14 protein-coding genes are annotated in these 14,474 nt (G+C 63.0%); 2 read left to right on the top strand and 12 right to left on the bottom strand.

Going from position 1 to position 14,474, the window contains the following annotated elements; translation table 11 throughout:
• Positions 1-13 precede the first annotated feature (13 nt).
• The 5 genes from DWX63_RS06430 to tmk all read right to left on the bottom strand — a co-directional run bounded on the left by DWX63_RS06430 (position 14) and on the right by tmk (position 5,546).
• The gene (locus DWX63_RS06430; protein WP_147336067.1) at positions 14-1,123 is read right to left on the bottom strand and encodes a hypothetical protein; all 1,110 of its coding nucleotides are present in this window, start codon (positions 1,121-1,123) and stop codon (positions 14-16) included.
• A 10-nt stretch (positions 1,124-1,133) separates the two neighbouring features.
• Positions 1,134-1,940 carry a ComF family protein gene (locus tag DWX63_RS06425; RefSeq protein ID WP_233514492.1) on the bottom strand — a complete coding sequence of 269 codons (807 nt, stop codon included), beginning with the start codon at positions 1,938-1,940 and terminating at the stop codon, positions 1,134-1,136.
• A 102-nt stretch (positions 1,941-2,042) separates the two neighbouring features.
• Complete coding sequence (locus DWX63_RS06420) at positions 2,043-3,743, bottom strand: regulatory iron-sulfur-containing complex subunit RicT (protein WP_117797512.1); 1,701 nt, start codon at positions 3,741-3,743, stop codon at positions 2,043-2,045.
• Positions 3,734-4,861 carry an ATP-binding protein gene (locus tag DWX63_RS06415; protein WP_117843171.1) on the bottom strand — a complete coding sequence of 376 codons (1,128 nt, stop codon included), beginning with the start codon at positions 4,859-4,861 and terminating at the stop codon, positions 3,734-3,736. The genes DWX63_RS06420 and DWX63_RS06415 overlap by 10 nt, the downstream gene beginning before the upstream one ends.
• Position 4,862: 1 nt before the next feature.
• On the bottom strand, positions 4,863-5,546 hold the full coding sequence (gene tmk, locus DWX63_RS06410; protein WP_117843170.1) for a dTMP kinase: 684 nt from the start codon (positions 5,544-5,546) through the stop codon (positions 4,863-4,865).
• A gap of 225 nt (positions 5,547-5,771) precedes the next feature.
• Here tmk and DWX63_RS06405 point away from each other — a divergent pair, with 225 nt between their 5' ends.
• Positions 5,772-6,755, top strand: a complete 984-nt coding sequence (locus DWX63_RS06405) for a zinc-ribbon domain-containing protein (RefSeq protein ID WP_117843169.1) — start codon at positions 5,772-5,774, stop codon at positions 6,753-6,755.
• Between the two features lie 143 nt (positions 6,756-6,898).
• On the opposite strand, the gene DWX63_RS06400 is transcribed toward DWX63_RS06405, so the two are convergent.
• The 7 genes from DWX63_RS06400 to DWX63_RS06370 form a co-directional block, all read right to left on the bottom strand.
• Positions 6,899-9,493, bottom strand: coding sequence for a DNA topoisomerase I (locus tag DWX63_RS06400; protein ID WP_117843168.1), 2,595 nt, complete (start codon positions 9,491-9,493; stop codon positions 6,899-6,901).
• A 54-nt stretch (positions 9,494-9,547) separates the two neighbouring features.
• Entirely contained in the window at positions 9,548-10,231 is a 684-nt protein-coding gene (gene hypB / locus DWX63_RS06395; protein WP_117778992.1) for a hydrogenase nickel incorporation protein HypB, read from the bottom strand.
• Between the two features lie 55 nt (positions 10,232-10,286).
• Entirely contained in the window at positions 10,287-10,643 is a 357-nt protein-coding gene (gene hypA, locus DWX63_RS06390; protein ID WP_117565013.1) for a hydrogenase maturation nickel metallochaperone HypA, read from the bottom strand.
• 6 nt (positions 10,644-10,649) lie between these two features.
• Positions 10,650-11,441 carry a twin-arginine translocase subunit TatC gene (tatC, locus tag DWX63_RS06385; RefSeq protein WP_055285525.1) on the bottom strand — a complete coding sequence of 264 codons (792 nt, stop codon included), beginning with the start codon at positions 11,439-11,441 and terminating at the stop codon, positions 10,650-10,652.
• Positions 11,441-12,034, bottom strand: a complete 594-nt coding sequence (locus DWX63_RS06380) for a twin-arginine translocase TatA/TatE family subunit (protein WP_158559627.1) — start codon at positions 12,032-12,034, stop codon at positions 11,441-11,443. The genes tatC and DWX63_RS06380 overlap by 1 nt, the downstream gene beginning before the upstream one ends.
• Before the next feature lie 152 nt (positions 12,035-12,186).
• Positions 12,187-12,501, bottom strand: a complete 315-nt coding sequence (locus DWX63_RS06375; RefSeq protein ID WP_035137695.1) for an STAS domain-containing protein — start codon at positions 12,499-12,501, stop codon at positions 12,187-12,189.
• 66 nt (positions 12,502-12,567) lie between these two features.
• Positions 12,568-13,872, bottom strand: a complete 1,305-nt coding sequence (locus DWX63_RS06370) for an aminotransferase class I/II-fold pyridoxal phosphate-dependent enzyme (protein ID WP_117785964.1) — start codon at positions 13,870-13,872, stop codon at positions 12,568-12,570.
• 149 nt (positions 13,873-14,021) lie between these two features.
• Here DWX63_RS06370 and DWX63_RS06365 point away from each other — a divergent pair, with 149 nt between their 5' ends.
• Positions 14,022-14,276 (top strand): hypothetical protein, encoded by a 255-nt coding sequence (locus DWX63_RS06365; RefSeq protein ID WP_117785965.1) that lies wholly within the window; start codon positions 14,022-14,024, stop codon positions 14,274-14,276.
• Positions 14,277-14,474 lie beyond the last annotated feature (198 nt).

Raw genomic sequence — 14,474 nt, 5'->3', positions numbered from 1 at the left:
TCAAAACCAACATCTATGCTGGCTTAAGCCCAAAACATGCTCGGAGCGTATTCAGCAGCGCGTCTTGCTTCTTCCGACGAGCCTCCACGCGGTTTTGGTACCGCTTGCCCATGCGTTGGTATATGCGCCATGCGAGCGCTTCCATCGCTTCCATGTCACAGAGCATTTCGTTGTTGACCGTCGCGACCTCGATTCCCATAGTAATCAAGCCCGTGTTGCGCTTTTCATCATGGATACGTCCCCTTCGAGAGGAATGGCCCAGCTCACCGTTGTATTCCAGGTCAAACCGGGCTGCCTCCTGATATGCATCGCAAACTGCATGGGGCATCCCCGAGATTGCCTGCGCACGGTCATCGAACTCGATCTTGTAGTCGGTCTTAAAAGGTCCGCAGGCAAACCCGCCATAGGAAAACGGAAGCGAAAACAGGGCGAGCATGATGCACTCCATGGGCGAGAGCAGGTTTTCCGAAAGATAGGGACACAGACGCAGCAGCTGTTTGGCCACATTCCCCTTGCATGCCGCAAGGTAATCTGCCAGACGATCGGGCATCAGCACCGGCTCGACTTCAAAGTAGCCCACGTCTGCTGGCTGGTCCTTGTCCTTTGCAAGTTTATTCGTAACAGGCGAGGTGTAGGGAGGCAGATACTTCCCGCGGTCGCTCAGTGAAATCTTAGAGCACAGCTCCTGGGCCAGGGCAAACGCCTGGATGCAGCCGACCTCACGCGCAACGGCAACACAAAGGGCCTCGGGAGATAGGCTGTACACCCCCGGTTCCACCTCTAGAATCGAGCCGGCGGGCAACCCGGAACACACGGACCAGCCTACGCCGGGCATGCGGCGGCGCTGCGCCGCAGATCCCACCAACAAGCACAGATCTTCCTGCACCTCGCCACTTTTGGCTCCAATTCGCACCAAGTCAGGAAGATAGATATCCTCGGTCGAGGGCGACGACGTGCGCAGCACACGGCGCTCTTCATCGGGATTAAGGTCCTTCCAGCTGATATGGCCCATCTGCCGGCGCTCGGCGCGCATCATGCGCAGCGCTGAAGCGCCTGTTAGGATTACGGAAGCCGCTAGCTGTTCGCCTGTCGGCTCGTTGCGCCGCTCAATCTTCACTGCCACAAAACCGCCCCTACCAAACACGTGCGATAGCAAGGCCATCGACTGCCGCAGCGCCGGCACGCTTGAGCTCCGCCGAGGCCGCTGCCATGGTCGCGCCCGTGGTGATAACGTCATCGATAAGCAGTAGACGGCGGCCGCGCACGTCCTCAATCGTCTCGTACATGCCTTGGGCACGCTCGCGACGCTCCTCACGACCGAGTTCGCGCTGGTCGCCATGCCCGTACTTGACGAGGGCATCGAGCAGGGGAACGCCCGACAGCTCGCAAAATGGGCGCGCAATGGCCTCCATATGATCAAAGCCACGCCGCCGAAACGCTGCCGCCGTCGCAGGCACAAACACCACCGCATCCGCACCGGACAGCACACCTCCTAAGCGATCGGGCGCTACGACCTGGGCATGCAGGGCGGTGTCGTAGAGCAGCTCCGCCAGATACGGCGCCAGGCGTCGCTCGCCCGCGTCCTTGTACGCTTTAATGATGCGCGGCAGCGGATGCGCATAGACGGAGCACGCCAGGCAGCGGTCGAGCGCCTCCGCCATTGCCGAGGACGTGCCCTCGACCGAACACTCAGTGCACAGCAAATCCCCAAACGGGGCGCCGCATCGGGTACAGCTATGACGTGGGTCGATGAGCGTGAGCGCAGCCAGGCAGTCTTGGCAAATAAGCGTACCGGCGCGCTCGCAGCCGGCACATCGTGTTGGCGACAACGCCTCAAGCGCCTCGTGCGCCGCCTGCTCGGCAAACGATAGCGATTCGTCCGCAAACGGTAGGATGCCGGCACCTTGCAGACGGCTCAATATGTTCAGATGGCTCTTCAAGACACAACCCTCCCTACGTTCGGTCGCAGGGAGGGTTGTTGATTCAGCGCTATGATACCCCGATGCGCTCGGGGCAAGGCGAGCAAAATCCGCTCGCGGGCGTTATTCGCCGGCGGGCGGTTGTGGTGCAGACGAAGACGGGGTCGAGCCCTCGCCACCATCCTGGCGCGGCTTGCGGGAACGGCGACGGCGACGGCGCTTTTGGCCCTGGTCGGCCGAGCCCTCGCCACCGCGATCCTCGCGCGGCTCGCGCTCGTCGCGAGCGGCGCCACGCGAAGCCTTAGCAGCCGCTCCCCCGCCATCTCCGGGACGACGGCGCGTGACCTTGACCTCGCCATCCGAGACCTGATCGGCCACGGAGGGCACTGAAGGCTTCTGCTGCGCGCCCGAGGAATGGCGACGGCGCGGACGCGGCGCGCGCTCATCCTCGCCACGTGACTTGCCGCCCTTGTCGGCAGACGCATCGGAGGCCGAGGCGCCCTTGGAAGCGGCACCAGCCTCGCGAGCAGCTGCGGCGCGGAAGGCGTCCTCGCGCTCCTCGCTCGACAGATGACGGCGGCGGCGACGTGTGGGGTTCATGCCACCGCCGCGATTCTGCTGCTGGGGTTGCTGAACCTCGCGCTCGCGAGAGGCGTTCTTGCCCGCGGCTGCAGCCTCGGCAGCATCGCCCGAGCCCGCGCGCTTGCGACGACGACGGCCACCGGCGGCCTCCTCGGCCTCAGGCGTTGCGGCATTGCCACGGCCCTTTCCGCGGCCACGGCCCTCGCCCTGCCCCTGACCGGCGCGAGCATCGGAATCGGCATCGCGACGACGGCGCTTGGGCATCGACGTACCGGCCAGACGGTCGGCGCTCGACAGGCCATCGCCCACGTCGACGCCGTTCTCGCGGTCGAGCTCCATGAGCGCCAGGCGCATCTCGGGCGACTCGATGCGCTCGAGCACGTCGCGCGTCACGCAGTCGGGGCGGCAGTTGCAGCCCTGCTCGGCGGCCTTCTTTTTGCAGCCCTCCGAGCAGGTCATATCGGCCAGGTTGACCTTAAAGACCTTGCCGTTCTCCAGGCGCAGCACCAGCTGCTCACGCGGCGTATCATATTCCTGAATACGCGCCTTGCCGAGCGGCGTATCGATGAGCGTCTTCTTTTTGGGCGCACGGCTCTTAAAGTCCTTGTACGCTTCGAACTCATAGCGCAGGCAGCACATCAGGCGGCCGCAAACGCCGCTGATCTTGGAGGAATTGAGCGGCAGGTCCTGCTCTTTTGCCATGCGGATCGAGACGGGCTCAAACTGTCCGCCAAAGCGCGTGCAACAGAGCTCCTGGCCGCACTGGGCATAGCCGCCCACCAGGCGAGTCTCGTCGCGCACGCCGATCTGGCGCATGTCGACGCGAATGTGCAGCGTCGAGGACAGATCCTTGACGAGCTGGCGAAAATCGACGCGCTCCTCGGCCGCAAAGTAGAACACGGCCTTCTCGCCGCCAAACAGGTACTCGACGCCGACCGGCTTCATCTCGAGGTCGAGTTCTTTGACCAGACGGCGGAAATCGACCATGGCCTCGTCGCCCTGGATGGCAAGATCGTCGGCAAGCTGCAGGTCAATGTCGCTCGCCACGCGCAGTACGGGCTTGAGCGGCTGACCGATCTCGTCTTGCGGCACCTCGAAGGGATCGGCCGTAACCAAGCCGATCTCGGTTCCGCGCTCGGTGGAGCAAATGGCATAATCGGCCTCGAGGATATCCAGGTCCTGCGGGTCAAACCACAGGTCGCGCGAGGCGTAGGTAAACTTAACGGGTACGACTAACGGCATTTCAGTGCCTTCCTGATATCGAACAGCATGACCTCGATGGCCAGCTGGGGAGTAACGTTTCTGGCGATGTTGCGCTCGGCGGTCGCGACCGCCTCGAGCGCCTGGGTGGCACCCGCAACATTGGTCGCGGCGGCAAGCCGACCGATCGTGTCGCGCACGTCCTCGTTCACCACGTCGGCTGCCTCGTCCTGAAGTGTCAGCAGCACGTCGCGCATGAGCGTCCGCGCGCTCGCCAGCGCTTCCATGATACCCGAACGCTCGCGCGCGTTGAGTTCGCGCTTGTTGCGGTCCTCAAGCTGCTTCAATGCTCCACGCGACAGGTAGTCGGCGTTTTGCTCGAGTACCTTTTCCTGCGTGGACTTGACCTCGGCAAGCGGCGCCTTGACGGCGACGATGAGCGACTTGGCGCGACTGAGCACGTCGGCCTCGTCGGCGGCAATGAGTGAGTCGATGGCACGGACCATCTGACGACGGGCGTCCTGGCGCTCGGCGCTCTTAAGAAACTCGATGCCGCGTGTGGGGCTTCCCGCCACGGCGACCGCCATGCGGCAACGCGCAGGGTCCTGACCGGTGGCGCGGCTCACGGCCTGCGCGGCGACGGCGGGCGATACCAGCCGAAACGGCACGCACTGGCAGCGGCTCACGATGGTGGGCAACATCACGTCTGCCGAGGTGCCCAGCAAGATAAACATAACGCCATCGGGCGGCTCCTCGAGTGTTTTGAGCAGTGCGTTGGCGGTGTTAGCGCGCAGCTGCTCGGCACGGTCGATGATGTAGACCTTGGCCTTGGCGCGAATGGGCGCCAGAGGCACGTCATCGAGCAGCTCGCGGGTCTGGGCAATGAGGTAACCCGTGGCGCTCTCGGGCGTGTAATAGTGCACGTCGGGGTGCGTATGGCGGGCGACGCGCACGCAGCTATCGCATGAGCCGCAGCCATCCTGCTCGCACAGGAAGGCTTGGGCGAGCGCCCACGCGGCGTCGAGCTTGCCCGCGCCGGGAGCGCCCAAAAACAGGTAGGCGTGCGATGCGCGACCGCTAGCGACGGCATTGGTCAAAAAGTCACGCACGCGCTCTTGGGTGTCGAGCTTGGTCAGCAGGCTTGCCTGAGCAGGGGCCATGTTACTCGGCCTCCTTGGCAAGCGCGGCGGCGACGGCTTCCTGCGGAATGTCGAGACCGTACGCGCGAACCTGCTCGACCGTCTTCTCGAAGACTTCCTCGACGGTCGTAGTGGCGTCGATGAGCTTTACGCGGTCTGGCTCCTCGGCAGCAATTGCGCAAAACCCCTCGTAGACACGCTCCTGGAATGCCATGCCCTTAGCCTCCATGCGATCTGCCGCGCCACGGGCTGCCATGCGCAGCGCCGCCTGCTCGGGCGTGATGTGGTAGACGAGTGTGAGCGCCGGCTGCGTTCCCGCGACGGCCAGGTTGTTGGCGTCGCGCACCATCTGGCGGTCGAGCCCATCGGCAAATGCCTGGTAGCAGGTCGTGGAATCGTAGAAGCGATCGCACAGGACCACCTTGCCGGCAGCGAGGGCGGGCGCGATGACCTCGTGCACCAGCTGGGCACGCGCAGCCTCGTAGAGCAACAGCTCGCAGGTATCGCCCATCGTCGTGTTGGCAGGGTCGAGCAGCAGGGCGCGGATCTTTTCGCTGATGGCGGTGCCGCCCGGTTCGCGCAGGCTCACAACCTGGTGGCCAGCGAGCTCGAGCGCGCGGGCAAGCAGGCGCGCCTGCGTGGACTTGCCGGCACCGTCGACGCCCTCGAGCGTGATAAAGCTATGTTGAGCAGGCTCAAAAGCCATGGGCGCAGCCCCTTCCTACAAGGCGCGTAAATGCAGATATATCAACCAAGCCATGATACCCCAGTGCTCGGCACGTCCCAAATCCCACCTAGCCAATGGCTACTCAGGCGGCAGTTAGGGACGTTCCTAAACTGCCGGCCGAAAAGGAACGTCCTCAACTGCCGGCTTTTTGGGGTACTGGGTATAATCGTCGTATTGCATTGAAATGTGGCGAAAGGAGTGGCAATGTCTCGGTATTGCGTCTCGTGCGGCAAGCTTCTTGCAGATGATGCCAAGTTCTGCACCTCATGCGGTGCACCCGTTGAGCAAACAGCCGCAAGCGATAGCCAGCCCGCTTTTGAGCAGACCGGCTCCCTTGATACGCCGCAAGCCAAGGCGGATGACTCCCTCGCCTATAGCCCCGACCCTGCCGCAAGGACCGAGGCCGTCGAGACCACGCAGCGCATACCCGTCGCGAGCGGCTCGCCCCAACAGCAGCCGGCTCCCGCATACGCGCCCGCTTCGCCACAGACCCCCGCTCCCAAAAAGAGCGGCACCGGGCCGCTTATCGCCGTTATTGTTGTGCTGGCGGCTATCATCATCGCCCTGGTCGTTTTCTTTGTGATCAAGCCTTTCGACAACGCCGCCACGCAGACGACTGCCGCGGTAGCTAAGCTGCACCATGACGTCGACGACGATGACCTAAAGCCTTTCGGCGATCCCAACAGCCTGTACGACGATGATGACGATGACGACGAGGATGGCGGCGAAGCAACGCTCTCCGAGCAGAACCTCTACCGTCGCCTGAGCGAATACTACGACCTGCTCGAAGATCTCGACAGCCAGGTCCGTGGCTGCGCGCAGAACTTCAACGGCAACTATCTGGAAGAGGATCGAACCACCCGTCAAAATCTCGCCGACGTCGCCGAGCGCACGGAGGACACCATCGAGCAGTATTACGACATCGTCGAGGACCTGGACGTCCCGACGAGCTCCAAGAACTACAGCTCCTGGAAGGACATCATCGCCCTGTACGACGACCTGGATCACCGCATTGACGCAATCTGTGATGCCTGGGAGATCAGCCTGAAATACGCCAAGCCTGCGGACCACAAGAATGAGATCGTGGCGCCGCTGTCGCGCGACAACGTGGCGGGTACCAATGACAATAAGTACCGCCTAGACTTTGAGGAGCGCTATCCCGGCGCCAAACCCGTCGAGGTGAACTAGCGCTCTGTCGTTCCCGAGCCGGCAGTTAGAGACGTTCCTAAACTGCCGGCAGAAAAGGAACGTCCCTAACTGCCGGTCAAAAAAAAACGAGCGAGGATCGTGGGGTCCTCGCTCGTTTTTTAGGCAATGTTTCGACCGCGCCGTTACTTGTCGGAGGCTGCTTTCTTGGCAGTCGACTTCTTCGCGGTCGTCTTCTTGGCGGCAGTGGCTTTCTTAGCCGTGGTCTTCTTGGCCGCCGTCGTCTTCTTTGCCGTGCTCGCCTTGGTTGTGGTCTTGCGACCGCGGGCGGGCTTCTTCTCCTTGGTCGGGCAGTCCATGTTGACGCAGATACGCCACGGACCGCGCGCCGTGTTGACCACCACGATGGGGGCGCCGCACTCGGGGCAGGTCTCGCCCGTCGCCTCGAGCTTGCCGCGCGCCGGAAGCGGATAGCTCACGCCGCAGTCATCGTAGTTGGTGCAACGGATAAAGCGCTTGCCGCTCTTTTCGCTCTTGTGCGCGATCAGGTCGCCATGGCGTCCTGCCTCGGCGCACACCTTGCACTCGCCCACCTTAAGGTCGGGCTCGTAGTTGGTGGGGCACGTGGGGTTCACGCAAATCTCGAAGGCCTTCTGGCGGAACGGCTGGCACTTGATGCGCGGCGCACCGCACTCGGGGCACACGGCCGCCTCGCCCTCGAGCGGGCTTACCTTGACGCCACTCGGCACCGGATAGGTCACATCGCAGTCGGGCCAGCCCATGCAGCCAATGAAGCTGCCGCGAGTCTTGGCGCTCGTCTTCATAACCAGGTCCTTGCCGCACTTGGGGCAGGTACCCACGCGCGCATCGGCCGTGACGGCGTCGCTGATGGCGTCGCCCAGTTCCTGCGTATGTTTGAGCAGCTCGTCGAGCACGCCGGCCAGCAGCGCGCGCGAGTGCGTCACGACATGCTCTTCGGTGTCCTCGCCGCGCTCCACGCGGGTCATGTCGCCGTCGAGCTCGCTGGTCATATCGGGGCTCGTGATGCGCGGGGCAAACTGCGACAGTGCATCGATAATGGCAATACCCAGCTGGCTCGGCTCCACGGGATCGTTTTTGAGGTAGCGCACGGCGTACAGGCGCTCGATGATGCTCGCGCGCGTGGACTTGGTGCCCAGGCCGCGCTTCTCCATCTCCTGCACGAGCTTGCCCTGGCTGTAGCGCGCGGGCGGCTCGGTCTGCTTGGCCTCGAGCTTAATGTCGAACACGTCGACCGTATCACCCTGCTCCAGCGGCGGCATCTGCTCATCGCGCTTGAGCCCATACGGATACGCCTCGCGGAAGCCCGGAGTCACGAGCACGTCGCCCGAGGCCACGAACGGCTCGCCGTTGACGTCGAGCTCGAGCTTGGTGTTCTCGATGGTCGCAGGACCCATAAGCGTCGCCAGGAAGCGGCGGGCGATGAGGTCGTAGAGCTTGCGCTGGCCGCCATCGAGCGTGGACGGATCGCCCTCGCCCGTGGGATAGATAGGCGGGTGGTCGGTGGTCTCAACCTTGCCGCGCGTGGGCTTCATGGGACCGGCGAGCACCTTTTTGCACACGGGCGCCAGCGCCGGGTTGATCTTTGCCAGGTCGCTTACCACGGCGCCCAGATCGAGCGTCGCGGGGTACACGGTGTTATCGACACGCGGGTAGCTGATGAGACCCGCCATGTAGAGGAACTCGGCGATGCGCATCGTACGCGCAGGCGAGATGCCCTCGGCCGCGGCGGCAGCCTGCAGCGAGGTCGTCGCGAACGGCGTGGGCGGCTGCTGCTTACGCGAACGCTTGGTCACCGCGGCAACGGTTGCCGTCGCAACGCCGTCAACATGGCCGTACGCCGTCACGGCAGCATCCTTGTCGGTAAAGCGCGCTGTCTTGTGCGCGATCTTAAAGCGATCGTCCTCGGCGGCACCCTGCGCGGCACCCATGCCGCGAATCTGCCAATAGTCCTCGGGCACAAACGCCATGCGCTCGCGCTCGCGCTCGACCACCAGGGCAAGCGTCGGTGTCTGCACGCGGCCGGCGGAGCGCACGTTGCCAAAGCCGCCAAACTTGGCGAGCGTCAGATAGCGCGTGAGCACCGCGCCCCAGATAAGGTCGATGTGCTGACGGCTCTCGCCGGCGTCGGCCAGGTTCTGGTCGAGCGAGACGAGATTATCGAAGGCGTGCGTGATCTCGGCCTTGGTAAACGAAGAATACTGGGCACGGGCGACCGGCAAGTCCGGCGCAACCTCGCGCACCTTGTTGAGGGCGTCCGAGCCGATCAGCTCGCCCTCGCGATCGAAGTCCGTAGCGATGATGACGCTGTCGGACTTTTTAGCAAGGTTCTTGAGCGAACGAATGAGTTCCTTCTCGGCCGGTAGCTTAATGACGGGCGCCCAGGTGAGGTAAGGCAGGCTCTCGAGCTTCCAGCCCTTGATGGAAATGCCGTCGGCAAGGAACGGCTTGCGCTTGGTGTCGTAGGGCGGACGAGCCAGGCCATCGGGCATGTCGGCCGGCAGCATCTCGCCGTCCTCGGTAACCGAATACCAGCCCAGCTTTTTATCAAACAGCACGCTGTCGCAAAAATCGGGCGCGAGGATGTGACCGGCAAGACCGATCGTCACGCACTCCTCGCCTTTCCACTCAAAACGGTAGATGGCGGTGTTGTACACCTTGTCCTTTTTGGGCTTGCCCGTGGACAGCCGCTCGGCGATCTGACGCGCGGCGTCGTTTTTCTCGGCGATGATGAGCTTCAAAAGAGGCTCCTATCTCATGTCTCTGCGGCTGCGCCCGCGCTTATGGCGGCCGACTTACGCCCTTGCTTGCTCAATCTGCCCGATGAGCCAATCGCACCAGGCATCCATGCCCTCGCCCTTGCGCGCGCTCACGGCAAACCGCGGCGCTTGCGGATTGAGGTCATCGAGGGTCTTAGTATACCTATCCATGTCAAAATCGAAAGCCGGGGCCACGTCGACCTTGTTGAGCAGCTGCGCGCCGGCGTGTTGGAAGATGCCCGGGTACTTGATGGGCTTGTCGTCGCCCTCGGGCACCGAGAGGATCATGATGGACAGGTTCTCGCCCAGGTCAAAGTCGACTGGGCAGACCAGGTTACCCACGTTTTCGATAAAGATGACGTCGATGTTTTCCAGACCCACAGCTTGGTCGAACGCGTCAACGGCCTCCATGATCATGTTGCCCTCGAGGTGGCACAGGCCGCCCGTGTTGATCTGGATGGCGGGCATGCCGGCTTCCTTCATGGTGATGGCGTCGACGTCCGAGGCGATATCGCCCTCGATAACGGCACAGCGCAGGCTGGCTTTGTCACGCAGGCGCTCGTTGGTGCCCAGAATCGTGGTGGTCTTACCCGAGCCAGGGCTCGACAGCACATTGATCACGTAGGTGTCCGTCTGCTCAAACCGCTGACGCAGCTGATCTGCCAGGCGCTCGTTGCGCGACAGAATCGGCGACGCGATATCAATCGTTTTCTCGGCCATACTTAGCGCTCCTTACTTTGGCCCTTTTATACCCCATCGCTAGATGGCGAGCGTGCTAATCGTCGGGGGTCTCGATCTCGATACTTGCGATGTCGAGTTCGCGGCCATGCAGCAGACGCACGTTGGCACCGCCACATTGGGGACAACGGCAATGGAAACGGTCGTGCTCAAAGACCTCACCGCAGTCCAGACACTCGCTTTGTGGATGGACTTCCTCCACGGCAAGCTCGCAGCCGCGCGTGAGCGGGTCCTCGTCGCGAAACGTCTCCCACGCAAAGTCAAGCGCCTCGCGCACGACCTCGGTCATATCCCCGATACGCAGCGTTACCAAAACGGCGCGCGAGGCCCCCGCCCCACGCGCCGCGCGAATCACTGTATCGAGTATGCCGTTGACAATGCCAACCTCGTGCATACCGATTTACTCCTCGTCGTCCTCGTCGTCCGAGAACAGGTCCAGACGGCTCACGAACAGGCCCTCCTTGCCCTCGCGCGCGGTGATGACCACGCGAGCGATGGCGAGCGAAATCTCGTAGAGCGAGAGCAGGGCGCCATACATGAGACCCAGCGTAACGGGCGAGCCGTCGGGCGTAATCACAGCCGAGCCCACAAGCAGGCCTACGTACACGTAGCGCCAGGCGCTGCGGAAGGCCGCATAGGACACGATGTGAAAGACGGACAGATAGAAGATGATGAGCGGCAGCTCAAACGCCACACCAAAGCCGATCATAAAGAGCAGCTCCATGTTGACGTAGTTCTCCAGGTCGGGCAGCGCCGTAGCGACGGCCGAGGTCTCGCCGATGAGCCACTCAAAGCCCGCCGGGATGATGATGAAATAGCAGAAGATGGCACCCAGGAAGAACAGCACCGTCGAGGCGAGCACCGTGGGCACGACCCACTTGCGCTCGTTGGGGCGCAGCGCCGGCAGGAAAAATGCCAGGATCTGCCAGATGATCATGGGCGTGCACATGACCACGGCCATCTTGATGGCCAGCGAGAAGCGCAGGCCAAAGCCGCCGAGTGTGGTGGTGATGTAGAACTTACCGTCCGGCACAAACGAGCGGATGGGGTCTTCCAGGATATCGAGCACCACGGGCGTGGCAAAGTACAGCACGATGGCGGCGGCAAACACCGACACGACCACGATGGTCAGGCGGCGACGGAGCTCTCCCAAGTGATCGAAGAGCGGCATACGAGCAGGTCCGATAGGCATTACTCATCGCCTCCCTTCGGGGCGTCGGCGGCAGCAGTCTCGGCAGCGTCCTCGGCCTCGAGCTCGCGAGCGAGCTGGTCGACGATGGCCTTGCGCTTGCGGGGACGACGGGCGTAGAGGTCAGCCGTCGTGGGCTCTGCCGGCTCGGGCTCGGGCTCTGCAGCAGGCTCGGGCTCGACGGCAGGCTCGGCGGCAGCGGCAGGCTCGGCCTCGGCACCCTCGGCCTCGGGCCCCTCAGCAGCACCCTCGCCCTCGGCGGCAGCCTCGCTCGCGGCCTTCTCGGCAGCAAGGCGGGCACGACGCTCGGCAAAGGTCTCCTTCTTGGCGGGCGCTACCGTCTCGGCGGCATCCTCGTCCGCATCGGAATCGTCATCGACGGCAGCCTTCTTGGGCTTGACCGGAGCCGAAGCGGCCTCGCTTACCGGATCGATGATCTCGGACTGGACAACCGCCGTCATCTTTTCCTGCGTCTCGCGGAACTGACGGATGGCACGGCCGATCGTACGGCCCATCTGCGGGAGCTTATCCGGGCCAAACAGCAAAAAGCCGAAGACCACGATGATTGCCAGCTCACCTTCTCCAATACCAAACACACATACCTCCAAGGCTCGATGTGATTCGAGCCCGCACCGCGCCATTCGGCCGGAACTCGTCTATTCATTCGGTCAAGTATAGCGCCCGGACGCCAAAACGTCCGAGCGCATCACAAACATATGCCAAACGGCACGCCTTTTTGGGGCAAAGATTATGCAGCGGTGATCGAAATCTCCTGGTCGACACCCAACAGCTGAACCACGCGCATCACCGGGGGCTGTACATTGGTGCAGCTAAAGCGCTTGCCGTGGTCAACCGCATGGTGCGCGGCGCCCACGAGCACGCCAATGCCCGTCGAATCGATGTAGCTCACCTGGGCAAAATCGAGCTCAACGGCCTCGGTGGGCTGCTCGAGTGCCAGGTCGATGGCATTGCGCAGGCTATCGGCGTTAGAGATATCGATCTCACCGGTCACCTTAATGGTGTAGAGCTCTGGCGTGGGGTTTGTGGAAATACCCAAATCCATGTATACGCTCCTTTACGTATCGAAAGTGCGGATAGTACTAGGCGCGGACTTGCGGGGCCCTACGCGTTAGGCGCGCTCGGCACGCGCAAGCTCGGCAGCGACAAGCTTAACGGCCAGCACCAGCACATCGAGCGCGGCCTCCAGGTCCTCGACCGTGGGATAGCTCGGCGCGATGCGGATGTTGGTGTCGCGCGGGTCCTTGCCATAAGGCCAGGTGGCACCGGCCGGCGTGAGCTTGACGCCCAAGTCGGCGCAGAGCGCGGCGACCTTTTGGGCCGAGCCCTCGGGACCATCGAAGCTCACAAAGTAGCCGCCGCGGGGATGCGTCCAGGTGGCGCAACCCGTGTCGCCCAGGCCCTCGGTGAGCTTGCGCTCAACGGCCTCAAAGCGCGGGCGCAGGAACTCGGCATGCTTTTTCATGTGCTTCTTGACCGCCTCGATGGTGGGAAGGAAGCGCACGTGACGCAGCTGGTTGAGCTTGTCGGCGCTAATAAGACCAGCCTTCAGGCGCTTGGAGAACTCGGCGATGACCGCGGGGCTCGCACCGATAAAGCCGATGCCGGCACCCGGGAAGGTGATCTTGGACGTCGAGGCAAAGGCCACCACGCGATCCTCGGTGCCCGCCGCGCGAGCGAGGTCAAAGATGTTTGCGAGCTCGTCGGTCTCGTCGTACAGGTCGTGCACGCAGTAGGCGTTGTCCCAGAAGATGCGGAAATCGGGCGCGGCCGTGGGCATCTCGACTAGGCGGCGCACGGTGTCCTCGCTAAAGGTGATGCCCGTGGGGTTGGAATACTTGGGCACGCACCAGATACCCTTGATGGAGTCGTCGGTGGCAACCAGGCGCTCAACCTCGGCCATGTCGGGGCCGTTGTCGGTCATCGCGACGGGGACGTTCTCGATGCCCAAGTCGGCGGTGATGCCAAAGTGGCGATCGTAGCCGGGAACGGGGCACAGGAACTTGACCTTCTTGCCGTCGTGCGCGGCCTCGTAGGCGTCCCAGGGCTCGCTGCCGCACGAGCCACAGCGCCAGAACATGCCGGCGATGTCATGCTCGATCAAAAGGCTCGACGAACCCAGCACGAGCGTCTGCTCGGCGGGGCAGCCCAGGAACTCCCCTGCCAACTTGCGTGCCGAAGGAATACCCTCGAAGCAGCCGTAGTTGGAGCAGTCGACGCTGCCGTCGTGCAGATCGGCATCGGCGTTGAGGATATCGAGCATGGGGCGCGAGATGTCCACCTGGGAGGGCGACGGCTTGCCGCGGGCCATATCGAGCGCCAGACCCTTGGCCTTGACCTCGGCGACCTCGGCCTTGAGCGCCTCGATGGCGGCATCGAGTTCGGTGGTTTCCATCTTCTGGTAGATCGTCTGCATGGGTGCGACCTTTCGCGAAGCGGGACGTTGCAGTTCGTCTAAGTATAGACCGCCACCGCCGCAACGTTATGAAGCCGTGATAGATTAAGTCCATCGCAATAAATTACGAATCGCCGCGCATGCCGGCGTGGGGCGCCCAAGGAGGCACTATGGAGTACGGATTGTTCCAGGCCGAGGAATTCGGTGACCTGCAGCGCCTGGTCGACGGACTGTTTTACGACCGCCACGCCATCGACCGGCTTGACCTAATCGTGCAGGCCGAAATCGTCGACTTGGCACCCGACCTCATGGAAATCGTGAACCTTTTGCCGCCCGGCTGCTACGATCGCCGGTCGCTGTGCGACCAGCTCAACTCCGCCTTGGCTGCCCACGGCTGGGGCGCCGTCTACGGAACGGTGGAATAAGCCTCGAGGCCGGCGATTTGGCCCGCTTCCCGACCTTGGCGAGGCTTGTTTTAGGGCTTGTGGCCAAAAAAGGGCAAATATGAGTACTGTTACCTTTTTAGTAGCAGCGATTCTTGGTCGAAATCGGCAAAACTCGACTTGAAACTGGTGGCGCGCGCAGACGTGGTGTAAGAGCGTCCCGAGGTCCGTCGCTGCAAG

It is taken from the genome of Collinsella sp. AF20-14LB (assembly GCF_003459505.1).
GTDB lineage: Bacteria > Actinomycetota > Coriobacteriia > Coriobacteriales > Coriobacteriaceae > Collinsella.
Note: the sequence above shows the minus strand (reverse complement) of the source record. Positions and strands in the feature narration are given on the sequence as shown.

Coding starts and splice junctions, on each gene's coding strand:
- tatC (WP_055285525.1), bottom strand. CDS start 11,441: ATGCCTATCGGACCTGCTCGTATGCCGCTCTTCGATCACTTGGGAGAG.
- hypA (WP_117565013.1), bottom strand. CDS start 10,643: ATGCACGAGGTTGGCATTGTCAACGGCATACTCGATACAGTGATTCGC.
- DWX63_RS06370 (WP_117785964.1), bottom strand. CDS start 13,872: ATGCAGACGATCTACCAGAAGATGGAAACCACCGAACTCGATGCCGCC.
- DWX63_RS06420 (WP_117797512.1), bottom strand. CDS start 3,743: ATGCCGTTAGTCGTACCCGTTAAGTTTACCTACGCCTCGCGCGACCTG.
- DWX63_RS06375 (WP_035137695.1), bottom strand. CDS start 12,501: ATGGATTTGGGTATTTCCACAAACCCCACGCCAGAGCTCTACACCATT.
- hypB (WP_117778992.1), bottom strand. CDS start 10,231: ATGGCCGAGAAAACGATTGATATCGCGTCGCCGATTCTGTCGCGCAAC.
- tmk (WP_117843170.1), bottom strand. CDS start 5,546: ATGGCTTTTGAGCCTGCTCAACATAGCTTTATCACGCTCGAGGGCGTC.
- DWX63_RS06415 (WP_117843171.1), bottom strand. CDS start 4,861: ATGGCCCCTGCTCAGGCAAGCCTGCTGACCAAGCTCGACACCCAAGAG.
- DWX63_RS06405 (WP_117843169.1), top strand. CDS start 5,772: ATGTCTCGGTATTGCGTCTCGTGCGGCAAGCTTCTTGCAGATGATGCC.
- DWX63_RS06365 (WP_117785965.1), top strand. CDS start 14,022: ATGGAGTACGGATTGTTCCAGGCCGAGGAATTCGGTGACCTGCAGCGC.